This is a genomic window from Treponema vincentii (assembly GCF_018336815.1).
Lineage (GTDB): Bacteria > Spirochaetota > Spirochaetia > Treponematales > Treponemataceae > Treponema.
The window spans coordinates 1,883,903-1,901,325 of the sequence record NZ_CP050497.1 but is presented as its reverse complement, the minus strand read 5'-3'; the positions used below and the strand labels follow the sequence as shown (position 1 = coordinate 1,901,325).

General features: G+C 42.7%; 27 protein-coding genes. 4 read left to right on the top strand and 23 right to left on the bottom strand.

Annotated features, from left to right (window positions below):
* Positions 1-53 precede the first annotated feature (53 nt).
* Genes GWP40_RS08640 through GWP40_RS08630 form a run of 3 tightly spaced genes read right to left on the bottom strand, consistent with a single transcriptional unit; the run spans position 54 to position 2,885 of the window.
* On the bottom strand, positions 54-1,118 hold the full coding sequence (locus GWP40_RS08640; protein WP_212565012.1) for a hypothetical protein: 1,065 nt from the start codon (positions 1,116-1,118) through the stop codon (positions 54-56).
* A 36-nt stretch (positions 1,119-1,154) separates the two neighbouring features.
* Positions 1,155-1,505: a DUF2190 family protein gene (locus tag GWP40_RS08635; RefSeq protein WP_212565011.1), complete on the bottom strand. Its 351-nt coding sequence runs from the start codon at positions 1,503-1,505 to the stop codon at positions 1,155-1,157.
* Between the two features lie 15 nt (positions 1,506-1,520).
* Positions 1,521-2,885 (bottom strand): hypothetical protein, encoded by a 1,365-nt coding sequence (locus tag GWP40_RS08630; RefSeq protein WP_212565010.1) that lies wholly within the window; start codon positions 2,883-2,885, stop codon positions 1,521-1,523.
* A gap of 180 nt (positions 2,886-3,065) precedes the next feature.
* On the opposite strand from GWP40_RS08630, the gene GWP40_RS08625 reads away from it, so the two are divergent.
* The 4 genes from GWP40_RS08625 to GWP40_RS08610 all read left to right on the top strand — a co-directional run bounded on the left by GWP40_RS08625 (position 3,066) and on the right by GWP40_RS08610 (position 5,675).
* Positions 3,066-3,638, top strand: coding sequence for a hypothetical protein (locus GWP40_RS08625; RefSeq protein ID WP_230974353.1), 573 nt, complete (start codon positions 3,066-3,068; stop codon positions 3,636-3,638).
* Between the two features lie 180 nt (positions 3,639-3,818).
* A complete protein-coding gene (locus GWP40_RS08620) occupies positions 3,819-4,268 on the top strand; it encodes a M15 family metallopeptidase (protein ID WP_212565009.1) in 450 nt (149 codons plus the stop codon).
* A gap of 274 nt (positions 4,269-4,542) precedes the next feature.
* Positions 4,543-4,917 carry a hypothetical protein gene (locus GWP40_RS08615; RefSeq protein ID WP_212565008.1) on the top strand — a complete coding sequence of 125 codons (375 nt, stop codon included), beginning with the start codon at positions 4,543-4,545 and terminating at the stop codon, positions 4,915-4,917.
* A 308-nt stretch (positions 4,918-5,225) separates the two neighbouring features.
* Positions 5,226-5,675 (top strand): hypothetical protein, encoded by a 450-nt coding sequence (locus tag GWP40_RS08610; protein ID WP_212565007.1) that lies wholly within the window; start codon positions 5,226-5,228, stop codon positions 5,673-5,675.
* Between the two features lie 157 nt (positions 5,676-5,832).
* Here the strand turns inward: GWP40_RS08610 and GWP40_RS08605 are convergent, their stop codons facing one another.
* The 20 genes from GWP40_RS08605 to GWP40_RS08510 form a co-directional block, all read right to left on the bottom strand.
* The gene (locus GWP40_RS08605; RefSeq protein WP_212565006.1) at positions 5,833-6,117 is read right to left on the bottom strand and encodes a hypothetical protein; all 285 of its coding nucleotides are present in this window, start codon (positions 6,115-6,117) and stop codon (positions 5,833-5,835) included.
* On the bottom strand, positions 6,118-6,534 hold the full coding sequence (locus GWP40_RS08600) for a hypothetical protein (RefSeq protein WP_212565005.1): 417 nt from the start codon (positions 6,532-6,534) through the stop codon (positions 6,118-6,120). It abuts the gene before it with no gap.
* 49 nt (positions 6,535-6,583) lie between these two features.
* Entirely contained in the window at positions 6,584-6,823 is a 240-nt protein-coding gene (locus GWP40_RS08595) for a hypothetical protein (protein ID WP_212565004.1), read from the bottom strand.
* Between the two features lie 6 nt (positions 6,824-6,829).
* Positions 6,830-7,042 carry a hypothetical protein gene (locus GWP40_RS08590; protein WP_212565003.1) on the bottom strand — a complete coding sequence of 71 codons (213 nt, stop codon included), beginning with the start codon at positions 7,040-7,042 and terminating at the stop codon, positions 6,830-6,832.
* 3 nt (positions 7,043-7,045) lie between these two features.
* The gene (locus tag GWP40_RS08585) at positions 7,046-8,644 is read right to left on the bottom strand and encodes a hypothetical protein (protein WP_212565002.1); all 1,599 of its coding nucleotides are present in this window, start codon (positions 8,642-8,644) and stop codon (positions 7,046-7,048) included.
* A complete protein-coding gene (locus tag GWP40_RS08580; protein WP_212565001.1) occupies positions 8,645-10,156 on the bottom strand; it encodes a hypothetical protein in 1,512 nt (503 codons plus the stop codon). It abuts the gene before it with no gap.
* Entirely contained in the window at positions 10,153-10,329 is a 177-nt protein-coding gene (locus GWP40_RS08575) for a hypothetical protein (RefSeq protein WP_212565000.1), read from the bottom strand. Before GWP40_RS08575 ends, GWP40_RS08580 begins: the two co-directional genes overlap by 4 nt.
* 2 nt (positions 10,330-10,331) lie before the next feature.
* Positions 10,332-11,831: a terminase large subunit domain-containing protein gene (locus tag GWP40_RS08570; RefSeq protein WP_212564999.1), complete on the bottom strand. Its 1,500-nt coding sequence runs from the start codon at positions 11,829-11,831 to the stop codon at positions 10,332-10,334.
* Positions 11,828-12,406 (bottom strand): hypothetical protein, encoded by a 579-nt coding sequence (locus GWP40_RS08565; protein ID WP_212564998.1) that lies wholly within the window; start codon positions 12,404-12,406, stop codon positions 11,828-11,830. The genes GWP40_RS08570 and GWP40_RS08565 overlap by 4 nt, the downstream gene beginning before the upstream one ends.
* Complete coding sequence (locus GWP40_RS08560; protein WP_212564997.1) at positions 12,406-13,167, bottom strand: ParB N-terminal domain-containing protein; 762 nt, start codon at positions 13,165-13,167, stop codon at positions 12,406-12,408. Before GWP40_RS08560 ends, GWP40_RS08565 begins: the two co-directional genes overlap by 1 nt.
* Positions 13,157-13,807 (bottom strand): phosphoadenosine phosphosulfate reductase domain-containing protein, encoded by a 651-nt coding sequence (locus GWP40_RS08555; RefSeq protein WP_212564996.1) that lies wholly within the window; start codon positions 13,805-13,807, stop codon positions 13,157-13,159. Before GWP40_RS08555 ends, GWP40_RS08560 begins: the two co-directional genes overlap by 11 nt.
* A gap of 3 nt (positions 13,808-13,810) precedes the next feature.
* Positions 13,811-13,957, bottom strand: a complete 147-nt coding sequence (locus tag GWP40_RS08550) for a hypothetical protein (protein ID WP_212564995.1) — start codon at positions 13,955-13,957, stop codon at positions 13,811-13,813.
* A 106-nt stretch (positions 13,958-14,063) separates the two neighbouring features.
* Positions 14,064-14,582, bottom strand: a complete 519-nt coding sequence (locus tag GWP40_RS08545) for an ASCH domain-containing protein (protein ID WP_212564994.1) — start codon at positions 14,580-14,582, stop codon at positions 14,064-14,066.
* 48 nt (positions 14,583-14,630) lie between these two features.
* Positions 14,631-14,981: a helix-turn-helix domain-containing protein gene (locus tag GWP40_RS08540; protein ID WP_212564993.1), complete on the bottom strand. Its 351-nt coding sequence runs from the start codon at positions 14,979-14,981 to the stop codon at positions 14,631-14,633.
* Positions 14,965-15,219, bottom strand: coding sequence for a type II toxin-antitoxin system RelE family toxin (locus GWP40_RS08535; RefSeq protein WP_212564992.1), 255 nt, complete (start codon positions 15,217-15,219; stop codon positions 14,965-14,967). The genes GWP40_RS08540 and GWP40_RS08535 overlap by 17 nt, the downstream gene beginning before the upstream one ends.
* A 53-nt stretch (positions 15,220-15,272) precedes the next feature.
* Positions 15,273-15,617, bottom strand: a complete 345-nt coding sequence (locus GWP40_RS08530; RefSeq protein WP_212564991.1) for a DUF1064 domain-containing protein — start codon at positions 15,615-15,617, stop codon at positions 15,273-15,275.
* Between the two features lie 276 nt (positions 15,618-15,893).
* The gene (locus GWP40_RS08525) at positions 15,894-16,169 is read right to left on the bottom strand and encodes an HNH endonuclease (protein WP_212564990.1); all 276 of its coding nucleotides are present in this window, start codon (positions 16,167-16,169) and stop codon (positions 15,894-15,896) included.
* A 6-nt stretch (positions 16,170-16,175) separates the two neighbouring features.
* Positions 16,176-16,322 carry a hypothetical protein gene (locus tag GWP40_RS08520; protein ID WP_212564989.1) on the bottom strand — a complete coding sequence of 49 codons (147 nt, stop codon included), beginning with the start codon at positions 16,320-16,322 and terminating at the stop codon, positions 16,176-16,178.
* A gap of 3 nt (positions 16,323-16,325) precedes the next feature.
* Entirely contained in the window at positions 16,326-16,985 is a 660-nt protein-coding gene (locus GWP40_RS08515) for a phage antirepressor KilAC domain-containing protein (protein ID WP_212564988.1), read from the bottom strand.
* A 70-nt stretch (positions 16,986-17,055) separates the two neighbouring features.
* Positions 17,056-17,385, bottom strand: a complete 330-nt coding sequence (locus tag GWP40_RS08510) for a hypothetical protein (RefSeq protein ID WP_212564987.1) — start codon at positions 17,383-17,385, stop codon at positions 17,056-17,058.
* Positions 17,386-17,423: the final 38 nt, after the last annotated feature.

The following is a 17,423-nucleotide window of genomic DNA, read 5'->3' as shown; positions in this document are numbered from 1 at the left end:
CTCGATCTGTCATTAAAGAGAGAGACGAAATACGCATCTCTCTCTTTAAAACCTTATGCGAGCTTTACCTTATGCACGGCATCTGCAACCCCGGCAACCGCGCAACGGGTAAAGGTTTCGACAACATCCAATTCAGAAAGGGTGAGAATGTTACCCCGCTGTTCAAGGTGCGTTAAATCTTCTTTTACAAGCGCCTTAAACGAACGCTTCGGAACGATTAAATACACTTCGTTATCAGCCGGAGCTTTAAACTCGTATTTAATTCCGCCGACTTCACCCGTCCAGCCGTCATAACTTAAAACACTCTGAATCTGTGCGAGCTGCCCCAGCTGTGTACCTTTTTGCAATAAACCTTTGATTGCCGCCTCTACATCCATCGCCGTTGCAGAGTTACAAAGGGCTATAGTCGGACGAATCCGGTAGCCGCCTGCATTGGTACGCTTGAGGGCATCTTTAAGCCCTTGCCGCAGTGTAAGCCACACATTCTCAAGGTCGGTACTACCGGTTGTTACCTTATTGGTAACAGCCTCTCCGGTATACGAATGCGTAATAATCGGCGACAGGTGCAGATGGTCAAGAATGGCATTATGCGCAATACCGAGCGCTTTTGACGCTTGCGGTAATTTCCAAAATTCATTGAAGTTTACCCAGCCGCGTGAAATGGAATAACCGGCAGCGAACGTCTTAAAATCAACCGTATCGAGCTTACCGAATTTAAAATCCGCCATCGGCACACTTTCCCCATCGTTGGTAACACCGAATGCAGCGCGCATTCCGATAAGCTCCATCACTTTGATTGTGCGGGGAAAATCGGCATTTTTAATCTCTTCGTAAATGAAGGAATAAAGGGCAGGATGCTCCGCCATACCGAGCGATACGTCAAGAACAGCTTGCTTTGCAAACTTATGCAAATCCTCTGCGCTCATCATTTCCCCTGACGGTAAGCCGACCGCCCGCGCAAGCATTTCCCGCGTAAAGATTTCAGTGCGCGTACCGGAGCCGGTATCCTTTATTGCCATCTCACCGGCAGGCACCTTCGGCGCACGGTATTGCAACGACATCTGTTTTTTCTCCGTAGCATTTTTCATACGGATTGTTTCATGTGATACAAATTCCATTATTTCTTTCTCCTCATCGTTATGTACGGTCTGCTTTTATGCGTGAAGCGAAAAAAGCACCGCACCCCCAATCGTCCCCCAGTAGTAGCCGACGAGCTTATTTCCGCTTGCGGTTTTCGTGAGCTTGCCATCCGAAGCACCGAGATACACCTTTTCGCCGATTTTCGGCAAATTGGCGCTATCATAGCTCTCCGTTGTCCATTCCCTCTGCGTGTCAAAAGACACCGTTACTTGATTGCCCGCTTCTTTTTGCAGCACAACCCCCGCGCGGTCGCCGACAAAGACAATGCCGTGATTATCGAGCGTCTGCGCTCCTCCCGCAGGAATTGTTACATCTGCGATTGCAACCGTTTTATTAACTGATAAAAGTCTGTGCTCTCCAGTCATATCACACCCCCTCGTTTAGATTTCGTATACTTCCGGCTCACTTTTTGCAACCGCACCGGTCATCTGACCAACCGGAGCGGTTGCGGTTTTCCCTTGCACGAGCTTTTGAATGTCCGCGTCATTCATCACGCGATCCATTTCCCCTGCAACCTGCTCTTTACTCATACCGGTTTCAAAATGACAGAATTTATCCACCAACACTGCCATTTCACCGAAGGGCTTACCGTCTTTGATTAAGCCTTTTTCTGCCTTCACCGCCTCGACCATTTCGCCAAATGCCTTTTTTGCCGCCGCTTCCTGTTCCGCTTCTTTCGCTTTTTTCGCAAAAGCAATCGCATCGGCAACCGCCATTTCTCCGGCAGCTTTTTTCAGTTCAGCAAGTTCACTTGAAGCCGTCTCTAAGTCTTTCATCTTTTGAGCATCTTCCAGTTTTACCCCCATTTCCCCTGCAACAGCTTGAGCAGACAAAAGCCCCGTTTTTGTTCTCCGTGCGATTTCTGCCGTAAGCTCATCATTTGCTATACTTGTCAGTTCCATTTCTACCTCCTCGTGTTTATATTCAACAACGCGACGCACCTTTTGAGCCGCCCCGAATATAACCGTATCGTTTTGTATGCTATACGGAATTTTATACAACCGATTTTTATATTCACCGATGACATAATCATCATAAAAATCTTCCGTAAAAACATAGTCTTTGTACCGCTCTCGCAAGGCATCACGGATTTTTCTTTCCTGCTCATTAAAGCTCATACCCGCCATCTGCCCGATTGCGCTTTCATTATGCTGCCCTTCAGACAAGGGCGGCACAAAGTCTACCGAGCGGAGCGCATAATCAATAACCGTCTTTTTCCTTTCATCCGCATACGTCGGAATGCCCCAAATAGACACCGCATTGATTTGTTTGTTCTTGAGCCACCTGCGAATTTTTTCGGCGTGCTCCCCCTTGTCGGGAATAATGCGGTAATAGACTTTCCCCGCCTCTTTATCGAGTAATGCGCCGATAACCGTTCCGTATATCTCACGTCCTTCATAAAAGAATGCTTCTTGCGATTGATGCCCATAGCCGGAAGGAATAAAAACCGTACTGGTCAAAATCGTTTCGACAATATGTTCATACGCCGCATCAAGATATTCAACGCCGCTTTTGCTTTTTCGATATTCAACGGCAAAAATACAATCGAGCGGATCGGTATCCCCTTTGAGCGCTGCAATCATTTCAGGTGTCGCAAGCGGATTAAGAGGAATGCGGCTTATCATTGTCTTTGCTTCCACTTCGGAAAGCATTTCACCCACAGCCTCAATCGATACAAACGGAGTTTGCGCAGGATCGGTAAAAAGTGGTTTTTGCGTATATGTGTTTTTTCCAGACTTCCCCATGTCATCACCTCTTTTTGTGGTACGGTGAGTATTGTAAATAATTGGGGGTGCGTAACACAAATTTTGAACGTAAAAAAAAGAAAATATTTAAAAAAATTATTTTTATCCCTGCCGATTTGCGTTACGCACTGCTTTTCTTCTATGCTGATGTTACAAAATTATTCAACAAGGCAGCGTTTTATGGCTATAGAGAAATTACCGCCTATCGGATGGATTGGTTTAGGCGTGATAGTAGCGCTTGCATTCATCCTGTTATTACGAAGGGGCGGCAAACTTTCGCTTTTCGGACAAACAATTGAAGTAGCAGAAGGCGGAAAGGTACAAAAGATAGATACAATCGGTTTAATGTATCTGATGAAGGACGCTTGCGAGCGAATAGAACTTCTCCGTAAGGAGCGGGCAGAGGATATTTTGCCCGACATATCTTACCTTTTAACCGGCATTAGTAGTCTTTCTTGCTGTATGTATCGAGCGGAAGCAATCTTGAATAAGCGGTTGTATAAAAATGGGTTTGAGGATTTGACCGTGCGAACGGTTGACAGCTATATAGATCAGCTTAATACGGAATTATACAGCCACTTAAAGCGAGAAATAATCCGTGCGGAAAAGTGTGCAGTTCAACCGCCGGAACCTATCGATGCAAATAAAATATATGTCGTTGCAAAAGAGTTTACCCGACGCGCAGCAGCTATTTATTTACGTGAAGTAAAAAGTAAAGCTGATATGTATGAATCATATTTACCGCTTTTTTGAAAAAATAGGCGATAAACTCCGCGCTGATTTCTGTAAAGAAAAAAAAGAAAAGAAACTCAGGCAGGCGGAACAATTACGGGAAGTATTACAGAAACTGAATGCATAGGAGATAACAAAACATGACATTAGACGAATTTGTAAACATCTACAACGGTAAAAAGATTTTAGGAGGTTTTAAAGATGGGAACGATAAAAGACATTGATCGGTTGCAGCCGGAACTTGCGAAGCGGACACGCGCTTTTTTAGCAGAACTGAAAAAGCGCGGCATAGAGGTAATCGTCCTTGAAACAGATCGTACGGTTGATACGCAGACGGCCTATTACGCGCAAGGGCGCAAGCCGCTTGAGGATGTGAATGCACTCCGCAAAAAAGCAGGGTTGTACCTTTTAACGGAAGCGGAAAATAAGCGTATTGTAACAAAGACGACAAACTCTCGGCATTTTGGCGGAAACGCTGTTGATATTGCGCCGGTAAAAGACGGCCGCGTCTGGTGGAGTGCGCCGGAGCAGGTCTGGCAAGAAATCGGCGCTATCGGTGAAGACTACGGGCTTGACTGGTGCGCAGGCGGATACGGGCAGGTCTGGGGTAAGGGATGGGACAATCCGCATTTTGAACTTATGAAGGAATAGGATGTGATAAATGAACACAGAAAAAACATACTTTTCAAACTGCTTTATAGAAGCGATAAAGGCAAAAATAAAATACGGGCGGAAAGTAACAATTAAATGTGTATCGGCTTTTGAAAATCATAAAAATTATAAAGTATTTTGTCCGCATTTCTATTGGATAGATAACCAGACACACAAACGGTATTCGTTCCATACTGACGCCGTCTTGTATTTTCCTCAATGGCTCTTTTTTAAGGGATATATCAAACAATCAGAGAAAAAAGCGAGACAGTGAATGTATGAAAAGAATGTTTTTATTGTTTGCCTTATCTGTCTTGTGTTCTTTATGCTTTCAGGTTGCTGCACAGGAGCGGCTATATACGGTAACGGAGACGGAGCTTACGAGGTTAGAGAGCATATCGGAGAACTTGAAGATAAGCAGACAGAATCTGCTATTACAGGCGAGCAACTTAACGGAACGCTTGAGGGCGCAAGAGAGCAAAGCGAAGAGCTTAACCGAGAAATTGCAGAAAGCCGAAAGCGCAGCGAACATCTTACGCAGTCAATTACAGACGGAGCGAGCGAGCTTGAAAGCCTTGCGGCAATCTTACAACGCATACGAGAGAGAGGCTGCCGAAACAATAGCGGAACAGCAGGCAATAATCAATAAACAAAAGGACAAGCTGCACCGCCGGATGATTGCCGTTATAATACTTTCGGCAATACTAACAATAATACTTTTTACAATAGGCATGAAATACTTTCTAAAATTTAAATTCAGTCTTTTTCGTCCTCCCTAGAGGCTGATAGAAAAATAGCAGTTACCGAGTAATCCTCGACAACTGCTATACAATTTTATGTTGCAATAAGGACTTTGAACTACAACGTACAAACGATACGCCCTTACCCTTAAAAATCAAAGTTCCTTATTTTGGATGTAAGGGCATACTTTTTTCAATACCATAGGGGATAATGCGAATGAGTTTTGACAAGCGCATCATCGGCGCATTACGGGAATGCAAAAGCACAGAACAAATAGCCGTTGTGTTTGTTCACTTCGGCATTACTGATATACAAGAAAAGCAGCGGTACTTGACCTATGCGATGTATGCGCCGTCTTATTTTTTTAGCCCCTCAACGCCTCCGACAGATGAGCAGTTGTATGAATTTACGCTCTGCCATTTTATCAATGGCTATTGGCGGCTCACTCCCTTCTATGAAAAGTTAGGATTGGTAAAAAGGCCGTTAAGCCAAGCCGATAACCGGATTCTTGAAAAGCTCAATACCTGCACGTCCCAGCAAGACATCGATGCAGTTTTTGACGAGGAAGGAATACACGGATACCGTGAACGCTGTAACGCACTCCGGCGTTGTATGCGCGTACAAGAAATACTCGGAGATATCGGCATTTCCTCTGAAAAAAGATGATTACGAATTTGACTGTGCCGTCTTTTTGGAAGGCTCTTTGCGGGATGGGTAAGCGTTATTTACCTGAAGCTGATTCAGTTGTTGCGGATTTTACAACAAGTGGAAATAGTGTGTGAACTGTTGCAGAATATGCAACGGTTCATATTTTTTCGTATTTTCATTTTTGTTTTTCCAGTTCGATTTTGTATAACTTGAGTATATCTGCCATTTTAAAACCGAATATGCGAGATTGTATTCTTAGTTCATTTGCACTCATATAATGTATACCATCTATAACTATTACATTAAATACAGCTATTCCATTCGATTGTGCAGAATAATATGAAATAGAATAAAATGTACTCCTATTATCTTTTATAGAACCGCAGGCAATTTCTGAACTGATAATATTTTTGCTTTGCAATATCTTTATAATAGGTTTAAACAGCAACAATCCCTCCATTTATGCCGCCTGATAGTAATACCCAGATGCTGTATATGAACCGGTTGTTTCGTTTTGATGCGAAAAGGCAAGCATTTTTTGCACTGCTTTACTATGCCGCATTGAAAGACGTGCATATTCTGCAAAAAAATCTGCCATATATTTTGCCCTTGAAATTGTTTCAAGCGGCGCGTTTGCCTGTATAAATGATACGCCATAAGTAAAAATGCTTAGGCTTACATTTCTAATCGCATCATCTTCGGTAAGACCAAGTGCAACCGTACCGAAATTAAGCGCTACCGCTTCATACATGCCGTTTTTTGTTTTAGATACCAAAAAAGGCTGTAATGCCAGCTCCGCACCGCTGCCGACCATCGTAACATTTAATACGCCAAAACCGATAAAATTGAAATTCTTTGTTAAGAGTTTATCTGACATCCTACACCTCCCTCTTATCCTTCTACAACCTCGATACTCTCTATTTCGTCTAATATTCAAGCCAGAGGTTATAACAAACCGATTCAACAGTTCCGGTTGTCAAAACATCATAGCTGATCATGCCCTTTTTATATCGCTGTATTCCATCTTCGTATTTTTCCTTTATTTCTTGTTGAACTTCATTTGACTGCAAATATACGTCCCGTTCTTTTTCTGTTAAATTATATTGTGAGAAAAAGTCTTTTACTAATTCAAAATATTCGTCAAATATTATTATCTTCCGTTCCATAAAAAATTATTCATACATCATATATAGGCAATAGGCGACAGAGTCTATACTCCCAGTTCCACGCACACCTTCATCTGTACTACTTAAACATTCGTATCGAGATTGAATAACTTTTTCACCCTCGCGTTTGAAGTAGCTTTCAACTTCTTGCTCTGTAAGATTATTCCAGAGTTTCAAAAACTGGTTTTTCACTGCATCTCGATATTCTTTGTACGTCATTTCCTATTTCCCTTTTAACAAATCATCTCTATAATTCGTTGCTGCATCATAATTATCAAAAAGTTTAATATCGTTTTTTATTTTCTCCCAATCTGTTTCTTTTCTCTTTCCTGTATATTTATAAAATACAATATCTTCTTTCTCGTAACCTGTTACATTTTTCTTCCAATCCGGTGGGGCATACTCTTCATTGAATGTAACATACGCAACAGGTTCAAATCCGTTCTTTGTATAAAAGCCGTGATTACCTGCGTAGCTATCTAGCTTTACCCCGCCGTTATCGACGGCATACCGAATTAAATCGGAGCCTTTTGTACCTTTATCGTTTGAGTTCTTGCATACACTGATAATATCTCCATCAGGTTTTATTGCAACGCAAGAGCCGCCTTTTGAGGCGAACAGCTTGATGTTATTATACTCTTCTTTTGTGTGAGCATCAACGCGCCAAGCCATAGTTTCAGGCAAACTAGCCTTAGAAGTTTTGATAATTTCTGCAAATTCTTCTGGAGTTTTCGTTTCAATCTTGCTTACAACTTTTTTATATCGTTTTTCTTCTGCCCGTCTCTGGTATGCCGCGTGCCGCTGCGCTTTCAGTTTCTTTTTCTGTGCTTCGGTTAATTCTTCCAGATTAGTAAATGCGGAGGTGTTCTCCAGCCGCGTTTTGATTGCTTCCCAATTTTCAGGCAGCTTATTGGCAACGTCTCCGCGCTCTATGTCTTTTGCAATAACCGGCGCTAAAGAGCAAAGACAGCAGATATGCGGCTTTTCGGGGGCGGCATCGACGGGATAAATCCCCGCTCCCAGTCCGTAATCATCGGCATACGCCATCATATCGCAAATATCGTGATAGCCGGGCAGCCGGTTGTTCGATAAAAGCCACTTTACCGCTGTTACAGCAGGGTTTTCTTTAAATCCTTCTATCGTTGCCTGCCAATACACCTCGGATAATTCATTGCGGGCAAGCCGTAAGGCTTCATAGTTTAAGTTTTTCGGAACCCGTCCACCCATACGTTCGTACATATTCGGGTAGTCTTTTACGAACGTTTCTGCTCCTTCTTTGACATACTGCTGTAATGCCTTTGCAACTTTGACACAATCGGTATTGATGCCGCTTGAAATGATTTCTTGTATCTTGTCATAGTTATTATCAGATATATCCCATATCCGGTCGGAAAGGATGAACTCTTTATTCTTGAATATCCGCTGTTTGCGCATAGTGCTTTCTGCGATGACCTCCGCTTCACGGAGTGCGTCTTTTTCAATCAGACGGAATTTGAGCAAGCCTTTTGCTTTGTAGTACTGTTTTGTCTGCTCACCGATAAAAAGCCCCGCATACGCTGCGCGGGTTAATCCTTCCTGCGTAATACGCTCAAGCTCGGAAGCAAAAAAGACTTTTTCCTCTGCTATGCGCTCTGCCAGTTCTTGAGTAATGCCGGTAAAAACGCCCCTCTTACCGATCCGCTCCCGTATGCGATTGATACTTTCTTGCAACGCCGCTTTTATCTCCGCTTCGGCGGTCAGTAATGCCTTACGCCGCCCCTGCAATGCTGTGCGGATAAAGCCTTGCAGCTCTTCCGGCAAGCCCGATAAATCAAAGTCCATTTACGCACTCTTAAAGAGGTCTTCAATCGCAGCTTCGGCTTCTATATCTCCGCTGCGGATTCTGTCCTGCAAGGCTTCAAGCCGGATTTTGAGCTTGAGCCATTCTGTAGCGGCATCCTTTTCCGTTTCATAGTCTGCGGGGATTGCCATAAAGGTTTTAAGAGTATTAAAGGCGCTTTTGGGAGAGACTAAGCCCATTGTCATGGCTTTATCCATTGCGCCGACAAAGGTGCTAAGGGCGTTCATCATTGCAACATCATCTTTTGCCGTCAGCTCCTGCCAGCGAACGATCGGATTATCGGCTCCTCCATCCCCTGCAAATTCATCCCGCCCTGCAAGCGCAATGCGGGCTGCTTTGAACACATCGATAAGCCAATAGTAAAACTCGTTATATTCACCTTGCCGTCCTTCTACTTTCTTAGCCCATACAGGAGACTGCTCGGCAACGCTCGCATTGGTTGACTGCATCGCCGTTCCATACAGGTATTCAGGCATCGTAAGCTCAACGATAATCCAGTGTAAGAGTTTAAGAAGCGAAACAGCGCTTTCTACATTATTGGCTTGCCCGACATACCGAACCTCGCTTGCCGCATCTTCGCCGTCCAAAATGGCAGCCTTAAATTGCGTCATATCAATCGCTTCTTTTCCTTCCGCCAGTCTGTCAACTCTCTCATCCGTAAGCCCAAATGAGTATTTGAGGAATTGTGCAACGTTTTTCACCTTGACCAATAAGCGCGGCTCAAGAATATTGTCGATATGCCGTCCGAGTTTTCGCAAGGTGGCATCATACCGGCGGATAAATGGAACCGCCGGAGCAATTTCGGGGATTCCGTCTTTTAAGAATGTTTGCTTGTTGTTATAAAGGCAAAATACCGGCACAAACGGGAAGGCAGTACGGTTGACCGTTTGCTTCTGCCGATACCCCGCAGGAAGATCGCCGTCAATGTCGATTGTTTCCTTGCCCGCCTCAAGGGTGATGCGGATTGTCGCTTTGCGGTCTACGCCTCTCTCTTTCCATTTCTCAACCGTTTCGGTTACGAAGCGCGTATAGCCGCCTGTAAGGTCTTTGATACAATCATCTTCAATAACAAGCTCAAGGGGGATTTGCTTTATGCGGATTTCACTTTTTCCCGTTGCAGTCTGCTCTAATCTTATCCAGACATAATGCTTACCGTCTACCATCGTCTGCTTGTAAATGTTGAAAAGAAGCGTCTTATTTCTCGTTAAAAACGCTTGTATCGCTTTTGAAAACGTATCGCTTTCCGCTTGAATATCAGGTAAGCCGATAAACCAGCAGAAGGTGTCGATATAGAGCTTGGTACAGTAGTTCCCCAGCGCATAGTCAAGATAGCCGCTCTGATGCGACGGCGCTGACGAATACAGGGAGCGGGATAGTACATAGTCCGTTTTTACGCTGCTAAATGCTTCAGCGGCATCCCGTTTTGTAATGCCGCTATCTAAGAATAAACCGGAGATGCTCCGGTTCCGCATAAAAAAGTCTGCAAGTTTCATTTATCTTCCGCCTTATCTTTGTGCATCTGTTGTTGCTTAAATGCATATAGTTGCATCAATTCTTCAAACTGTTTATATAGTTTTTTCATACCCTTTACTATTATGTAATCCAGCACAACTAACACAATCCACAATATTACCAAAATCAATTTAAGTAGCGCATTCCCGCTCATTTCTATATACCTCCCAGAACATTAAACAATGCTCTTTTTGCCGCATCTTCGTGCGCTAAGTCTTTTAAATCGGGTTTTAGATAATTGATTGCGTGAACGAATGCGTCCATGCGGTCGGGGCTATCGTCTCCCGGCTGCCAGTTACATAATTCATCCTCAAGCATATCCAGTGGATCGGTTCCGTGTTCCGCGTTATAGGAGAGCGGGTTCCGGTAGAAGTGAATGCGTCCCTGCTCGCAAAGGGTAGATGAGTTAAGCGCCCGCGCCAGTTTTGAATGCACTGCCCGCACACGGTGAATGCGCTGCGTTACTCCCGCATTGATGAGCGTGCTTTCTACCATGTCGCCGCCTTGATTGTCTTCGATAACAACCGTATCGGCTTTCTGTGTTTCTGCCATAGCTTTTACCGTTAAGCCCCATTGATTAGGAGTTCCGATAAGAGACGCATCAGCTAACACGTAGTAGTGGCTTTCATTTTTGTGCTGAATAGCAGCGGCGCTGATAAGCCGTTCAGGAGCGGCTCCCTCTAATACCGTGATAATGCCGGTATGGTTTGAATCCGCCGTATGGCTTGCCGCAGGATCGACGCTCACGATAATGCGGTATCGGTTTGCAACAAGCGGTAAAGCGTCAACCTTGTTATTTTCTATCCAGTCTTTTTTAAAGAGGGCATTGGGGTTATCGTCAAGAATTTGCGCGTAGAGTTCCTGCTGTCCTAAACGGGTACCTTCATACTTTGAAACAATCGTGCTGATAAATGCCGGAGAAAGGTTTGACTTATTCTCGTAGGTGCTGCCAACGGTTACATGTACGCAGGGTTTCCCGTCGCTGTTTGTCAGTCCTTCCAGCCGCTTGGTAAATGCTGTCGGTTTCGGGGTACTCGTTACCACACATAAGGGATTGCTCCCTAAGCGCAAGCCAAGAAGAAGGTTATCAAAGGTTTCTTCCGGATATTGCCATTTATGTATTTCATCGCACCAGAGCCAATCAGACTGCGCACCTCTGGATTTCTCCGGCTCTGAACCGTAGAAAATACTGATCACTGCACCGTTACTGAAAAAGACTTTTTTTATCGACGGCTTATATACCATACCCAGAGACGGAGGGCAATAGCGGGCAAGCCCCGACTCTCCGTTGATCATAATATCGCGCACCTCTTCGGCTGTCGCTCCGCATAACGAAAGATGTTTGTACTTGCCCGTTCTCACCGCTTCGATGATCGCTTGCCCTGCTGTCCGTGTCTTACCCCAGCCGCGCCCGCAGCGTAAACACCAGATGTATTTTTCTCCCGTGATCCAGTCTCTGGGCGGAAGCTGATCATCCCTCGCCCAAAAGCCCCAATCGAACGGCAGCGCGTCAAGCTCTGCGGGTGTAAGCGCATTGATAAACGCTTCTTGCGCTTCCTTATCGCGCCTGAGCATATCAGCAGTCAGCGTCCTATCATCAATACACTTCCAGCCGGTTTGGACCGGCGTCGGTGTGGTTATCGGTTCGGCTCTCATGCGTTATCCTTTTGTGGGTTATTCTTATCTTCAATCGGCATGAGTTTTTCACGTAATGCCGCTTTTTTAAGCGATATACTCACTTCAATATCATCAATGCCGGAATTGTCCCCTATAGATATTTTTAAGATTTCCTCGTTCATACCATACGCCTTGCGCTCAATCTCAACCGCCATATTCGCAAGCTGCGGTAAGACATTCCACGATATTTCGTTTATCACTTCGTTTAAACTTTCCGTATTCTCTCCGGCAGCTTTTATCTTGTCGATGAGTAACTTTGCCTTTTTCCCCACAACAAACTTTATCGCTTGCGCAAGCTGTATGTTTTCTTTGTTAGTTTTCTTAATCGCTTCGATATTTTCCTTACGGGTAATTTCGTCAATATAGCGGTCGTAAGCGTCGGCACGAGCTATCCAGTTGTTACGAGAGGATAAAGTGTTCAAATATGTTAGGCTTTTGTTAGTCTTTTCTTGTACTTTTGGGATTGTCCGCAAGGCGCCAAGGTCAAGAAACATTTTAAAGTATGCGTATTGTTTCGCGCTTTCCCCTTCTTGCCGCTCCCATTTTTCGGCCATTACGGTTGCCCTCTCATGTTGATTTTACCATCCGCCACGTCATAAAGGATTGAAGATTTTACAAATTTTTCTTTTGCTTCGATGTGTGCCCTCTTGCAAAAATCCTGCTTTGCGGCATTGTTTTCAAATACAAGGGTAAGCGTGTAGTCATCGTACTTTGCTTGATAGTCGTTATCGCTTCGGTTATCGGCTTTGCGCATATCCCGTTCCGCCTGCCGCGCAGCTTTCAGGCGGTCGGCTTTTTTCGCCTCTTCTACCATATCAACTATATCTTCCTGCTCGGGCTTGGTGTCAAAAAGGGAGTCGTTTTCATCATCAAAGAGGCTTGAACCGGCAAAAATATACTGCATATCCAACATGTCAAAGGCTAAATCTTTCTGAAAATCAATATCGGGATAGGACAATTTTATTTCTTGTAATAACTCGTTGTCCCATTCGCCTTGAGCGGCGGGATTATTCAAGAAGATGTTGATTTTTACTTCCGTTTCCTCGTCCACCTGTATCATCGATACTTGCAACGAATAGTCATTTGTCGGGTATTTATATTCCTCATCCATTATCGATAGTTTTTGATGCCCGCCGACAACATTCATTGTCTTGCGGTTGACGACTATCGGCTGAACCAGTCCATACGTTTTTAAGCCCTTTTTGAGTTTTTTACGGGCTTCATTCGATATTTTTCTCGGATTATATGGAGCTTCGTGGATGCTGCTGCGCTGTACCGTTTGTATTTGATAGACTTCAAACTTATTATTTTCCATATTCCTGCCACCTTATAAAATCAGCCTGCGCCATCGGGTATTTTATTACCCATTTTTGATAATCATCGGGAAAATTGTTTTTAAGCCATTCGAGGGATTCTCCCTTATAGATGTCAATATTGCGAAAACCGGAATAGACCTCCGGCGCAAGGATGAGGCGGTTTTGTTTTATGTAGTTGTCTATATCTTTTTTCGCCCAGATGTGGAGGGGGGTAAGCTTTTTGTACTTCCAATCAATACCGTTATCAAAGGTTTTAAGCATACAGGCTCTTGCTAAGCTTTCGCAAGCCTCCCAGCCTAACGCTATGTATTCAATGTTATATTTTGCTCGCAATGCGGCGAAGGTATCAGCCATTGTTAGCCGCTTTATATTTTTACCCTCTCGTGAAATCAGGTACGTTGTTTCGTAGTGTGGATACTGCTCAATTTTAATGTTGTACCGCTTTTCGTAGTAGCGAATGACTTTATTTTTGCTTTCAAGGTTTTCACAGTAATATAAAAAAACGGGCGTATACCGCCCCTTCATGAACTTGTTGAATAAGTCCAGCATTACCGTTGAGTCTTTTCCAAGTGAATAAAGCACAATGGCGGAGCTGATATTCTCCGCCATGTACTGTATTGACGCATACAGGTTTTTCATAGGTTAGCGGTAACGAACACGCCCCCTATCGTCTTTTGTTTTGAGGATAAAACTATTTTTAGTTCCTACGCCTATTCTTCGCGCAAAACTACCGCCGCCTCCGCCGGAAGCGTCAAAACACATAACCGGTCTACCGCAATATGACAACATAAAAGCACCTCCTAAAAAAATGAGTATGTGCTTTTACTGTACACTAAAGGTAGTGCGTAACACAAATAAAATGAGATAAGGATATGCTTTTAAGGAAAGATTGTTGCTAAGGCAGATTGTAATTCCATAATCCTAATCTACCTTTGACTTGCCGGATAGGATTTTCAAGAAGTGTAGGATTTTTTAATATCCAGTGATACTGTCCGTCTATAGACCACGGACTGGAACTGTTTTGTATAATATCAACTAAATCAACATAACCGATTATTGATTGACTTTTTAAAAGCCATAGTTCAGCGCGTTCCTTAATTCTTTCACACCATTCTTCTTCACTTTTTGTACCAGTAGGAACGCCAACTTCAACATACCGATCGTTTAAATTATCAATATAATCATCGAGAGTATTCACATAATCAGCATATAAACGAAATATATCATCTTCATTACATTCTAAGATTTTTGGAGGTGCGCTATCGCTATCAGGATATGGTAACGTATCGCCGCTTACATGAATATAAAGTCTGCCGCGGTAATCGGTAGTCCATGTTCTATTTTCTACATCTTTACCGCCTTGCAGAATTAAATAGGCAAAAGGATTTTTCACACTTAATACTTTTACTTGCATTTTTATTGTCCTTAAATGAAATATATCATATCTTTAGTGAAAACACAATTATATTTTCAGTTGTAGATAATCGATATTCATTGCTTCGGCAATTTTTTGCAATGTTGCCTTGCGGTTCTTTTTCGCAGTTTCCATTTGACTATAGGCGGCTTGGCTTATGCCCATTTTCTGCGCAATATCCGCCTGTGTAAGATTGAGGTATTCACGCCACGCCTGTATAGTTGTTTTTTTTTCCATAATCAATTTTTCCACAACTTCATCGGGAAAATAGACATCTTTATCTTTGCTAGCTATTTCATTCTTCTTACATAAAGATTGAAAAACCTCAAACGGAATAACTGCAAAAGTAGGATTGCCGTTCTTATCATTTAAAATTTGTGCGTTAGTAAGTGCGTTCATCTCTTTTTTTCACCTCTTCGATGGATATTATTTTAACACCATCATCAAAATTAAATAAAATTCTATAATTGCCAATTCTAAGACGATATTCATATTTGTGATTTTTTAAATGCTTAATATTTCCAATGTTAGGAAAGTTCCGCAACTCTTTTGCTTTTACATATATTGTTTGTCTATCAGATTCGGCTATTTTTTGCATTTGTTTAACAGCCTTTCTGCTCCATTGGACACGTACCATACACTTGTATAATATGCTTATAGAATAAGTTTGTCAATCATTTTTATAAGTTTTTATACCTTATTCTCAAAAAAGCAAATATCAGGATATTTGTAGAATAGCAGTTTTTTCTTGAGTTTGTATACTTCAGTCTTTACGCCTTTTACATCTTCGTATACGGTTTTGCCGTCTTTGGTATATTTGAAGTCGGCGATGTAGTAAACCGCTCTGCCGCCTTTTTCTGTTTTCGGAATAAGTAAGAATTTCGGCTGTAATTCGAGCCCTGCTATTACACCGGATTTTTCAAGTAGCTTCAGCTCAAGATATCGCCTCATCTCCGCCATACTGTCAAACGTAATGCCGTCGGCTGTTCGGCGTTCTTTGCTTACAACATTGTATTTGTGCGGTTTACGAAACATTTTTATCTTCCAACCCAGCATTATTGGTCTTACGTAATTTTTCCCGCTTGTGCGCTCTCCATAGCCAACAGCTATAAAATAGTTGCATAATGGGACAGAAAAGTAGAGCCACAATCGCAAACAAACAAATGAAACCATAATATACAACATTACCAGCGCATTCCCATAACTGCGAAAAACTGTATCGGTACATGTAGCACACCCTCTTAATATACGGGCTGCATATCACCTTTGTTAAAAAGCAAGATAGAGTATTTCGTATTCTTTCAATAAGTTTCATTCTTTTTTCTCCCTTTTAATCGCTTCGATAAGCTGCTGCTTTTCTATCGAGCTATTACCAATCAATACCGCTGCGTTGCAACGCAATGAACACGTTGCCCGTACATTAAACGGGTGGTCAACAACGGATAAGCCGTATTGTTTGATATTGCCCTTTGTCTTTGGTATTCGATGCGCAAGCTGTCCCGTACTCCAGTCTATTTTTTTGCCGCATACGGCACATCGCCATCCCGCCCGATTAAACACATAGAGGCGAGTTTCTTTTATTGTCATTATTGTTTATCCATGATTTATTAAATATGTTACATGACCTTTTAAAAGCGGTCTATCTGAACGTTCAGCACGGATAAGACCTGTCTTTTTTACCACCGATTTTGTTTGTTTCCCTATGCCTTTTTTCTTTTTGCTTTCTGTTGTTTTATTCATCTTTTATGCTGCCTTTTTGTACTTTCCAATAAAATATTGTTTGCCAGTCACGGTGATCAGCGTTTGTATACCGCTCTTTTGCCCGTGCTGCCATTCTTTCATTTCAAAATAACCTTTCTGTACATATTCAGCATAAGGACATAATTGATTGTGCTTATCACGATATAAAAACCGGTCCAGTTGCAGCTGTTCAATAAACTGTTTTTCAGGTATTCCTAATTCTTTTGCCGTATTGCGCAAGTTTGTGGAGTTTCCCCGTTCAATGAGTGTGTCGTAATACTCAGCTTTTGGTTTTGCTTCGGCATTCTCAATTTTCAGCTGTCCGTTTTCCGCTTCCAGTTCCGCAATCATTTCATTCTGTAATTGCATTGCTTGACGAATTAAAAGCTGTTTTTCAAGGTTTGTTTTTGGTAATGTTGACGGTACGATTATATCACTACGCCCGCTTGTTTCGATTTTTTTCTTAATCAATGTTACTTCCGCTTCGGTAATGAAAGTCTGTACTCCGTTTTTCACCTCGACAACGTTGTCGAGGCTCTCTCGAATAGCTTTTAAATGCCGCTGTACAGTACGTTCCGTTACCCCTAAAATACAAGCAACTTCTTTTACCGTCATCGTCTTTTCTGCTGTCGAATCATTCTCAAAAAGGGATACTGTATTCATCCGTTTACTCTCCACTTAAAAAACGCCCCGCCGGAAAAGGAGACGAAACCCGACGGGGCAGCAAATTATGTTAGTGTTTTTCAGTCTGGCTCTTTCGGCGGTTTAAAATAACTGTTAGGTAAATATATAAACCCAATGCAATAAAACCGAATACGGCTACTAAAACTGAACCTTCAAACGGTATAAATCCCGTTATGATGAACGTTATGATACTTATTGCCAAAGGTATTAATGCTGCTTTGTTCCTGCGTTTTATGCAGTCATAAACTGCAACACCCCCTCCGGCTAATATAGCCGCCGCCCCTATACAGTCAATAGAAGGAACGTGTCCATACTGCATAAACAGTACACCAAATAGAATAAGTCCTAAAATGATTATAAAAATAAGTTTAGTTTTCATATCTAAACCTCCTCATATTTCTATTGTTACTGTTATGG

What these genes read in the sequence shown, in the direction of transcription:
- GWP40_RS08640 (WP_212565012.1), bottom strand. Translation starts at nt 1,118, where the DNA reads ATGGAATTTGTATCACATGAAACAATCCGTATGAAAAATGCTACGGAG.
- GWP40_RS08635 (WP_212565011.1), bottom strand. Translation starts at nt 1,505, where the DNA reads ATGACTGGAGAGCACAGACTTTTATCAGTTAATAAAACGGTTGCAATC.
- GWP40_RS08630 (WP_212565010.1), bottom strand. Translation starts at nt 2,885, where the DNA reads ATGGGGAAGTCTGGAAAAAACACATATACGCAAAAACCACTTTTTACC.
- GWP40_RS08625 (WP_230974353.1), top strand. Translation starts at nt 3,066, where the DNA reads ATGGCTATAGAGAAATTACCGCCTATCGGATGGATTGGTTTAGGCGTG.
- GWP40_RS08620 (WP_212565009.1), top strand. Translation starts at nt 3,819, where the DNA reads ATGGGAACGATAAAAGACATTGATCGGTTGCAGCCGGAACTTGCGAAG.
- GWP40_RS08615 (WP_212565008.1), top strand. Translation starts at nt 4,543, where the DNA reads ATGTATGAAAAGAATGTTTTTATTGTTTGCCTTATCTGTCTTGTGTTC.
- GWP40_RS08610 (WP_212565007.1), top strand. Translation starts at nt 5,226, where the DNA reads ATGAGTTTTGACAAGCGCATCATCGGCGCATTACGGGAATGCAAAAGC.
- GWP40_RS08605 (WP_212565006.1), bottom strand. Translation starts at nt 6,117, where the DNA reads ATGGAGGGATTGTTGCTGTTTAAACCTATTATAAAGATATTGCAAAGC.
- GWP40_RS08600 (WP_212565005.1), bottom strand. Translation starts at nt 6,534, where the DNA reads ATGTCAGATAAACTCTTAACAAAGAATTTCAATTTTATCGGTTTTGGC.
- GWP40_RS08595 (WP_212565004.1), bottom strand. Translation starts at nt 6,823, where the DNA reads ATGGAACGGAAGATAATAATATTTGACGAATATTTTGAATTAGTAAAA.
- GWP40_RS08590 (WP_212565003.1), bottom strand. Translation starts at nt 7,042, where the DNA reads ATGACGTACAAAGAATATCGAGATGCAGTGAAAAACCAGTTTTTGAAA.
- GWP40_RS08585 (WP_212565002.1), bottom strand. Translation starts at nt 8,644, where the DNA reads ATGGACTTTGATTTATCGGGCTTGCCGGAAGAGCTGCAAGGCTTTATC.
- GWP40_RS08580 (WP_212565001.1), bottom strand. Translation starts at nt 10,156, where the DNA reads ATGAAACTTGCAGACTTTTTTATGCGGAACCGGAGCATCTCCGGTTTA.
- GWP40_RS08575 (WP_212565000.1), bottom strand. Translation starts at nt 10,329, where the DNA reads ATGAGCGGGAATGCGCTACTTAAATTGATTTTGGTAATATTGTGGATT.
- GWP40_RS08570 (WP_212564999.1), bottom strand. Translation starts at nt 11,831, where the DNA reads ATGAGAGCCGAACCGATAACCACACCGACGCCGGTCCAAACCGGCTGG.
- GWP40_RS08565 (WP_212564998.1), bottom strand. Translation starts at nt 12,406, where the DNA reads ATGGCCGAAAAATGGGAGCGGCAAGAAGGGGAAAGCGCGAAACAATAC.
- GWP40_RS08560 (WP_212564997.1), bottom strand. Translation starts at nt 13,167, where the DNA reads ATGGAAAATAATAAGTTTGAAGTCTATCAAATACAAACGGTACAGCGC.
- GWP40_RS08555 (WP_212564996.1), bottom strand. Translation starts at nt 13,807, where the DNA reads ATGAAAAACCTGTATGCGTCAATACAGTACATGGCGGAGAATATCAGC.
- GWP40_RS08550 (WP_212564995.1), bottom strand. Translation starts at nt 13,957, where the DNA reads ATGTTGTCATATTGCGGTAGACCGGTTATGTGTTTTGACGCTTCCGGC.
- GWP40_RS08545 (WP_212564994.1), bottom strand. Translation starts at nt 14,582, where the DNA reads ATGCAAGTAAAAGTATTAAGTGTGAAAAATCCTTTTGCCTATTTAATT.
- GWP40_RS08540 (WP_212564993.1), bottom strand. Translation starts at nt 14,981, where the DNA reads ATGAACGCACTTACTAACGCACAAATTTTAAATGATAAGAACGGCAAT.
- GWP40_RS08535 (WP_212564992.1), bottom strand. Translation starts at nt 15,219, where the DNA reads ATGGTACGTGTCCAATGGAGCAGAAAGGCTGTTAAACAAATGCAAAAA.
- GWP40_RS08530 (WP_212564991.1), bottom strand. Translation starts at nt 15,617, where the DNA reads ATGTTTCGTAAACCGCACAAATACAATGTTGTAAGCAAAGAACGCCGA.
- GWP40_RS08525 (WP_212564990.1), bottom strand. Translation starts at nt 16,169, where the DNA reads ATGACAATAAAAGAAACTCGCCTCTATGTGTTTAATCGGGCGGGATGG.
- GWP40_RS08520 (WP_212564989.1), bottom strand. Translation starts at nt 16,322, where the DNA reads ATGAATAAAACAACAGAAAGCAAAAAGAAAAAAGGCATAGGGAAACAA.
- GWP40_RS08515 (WP_212564988.1), bottom strand. Translation starts at nt 16,985, where the DNA reads ATGAATACAGTATCCCTTTTTGAGAATGATTCGACAGCAGAAAAGACG.
- GWP40_RS08510 (WP_212564987.1), bottom strand. Translation starts at nt 17,385, where the DNA reads ATGAAAACTAAACTTATTTTTATAATCATTTTAGGACTTATTCTATTT.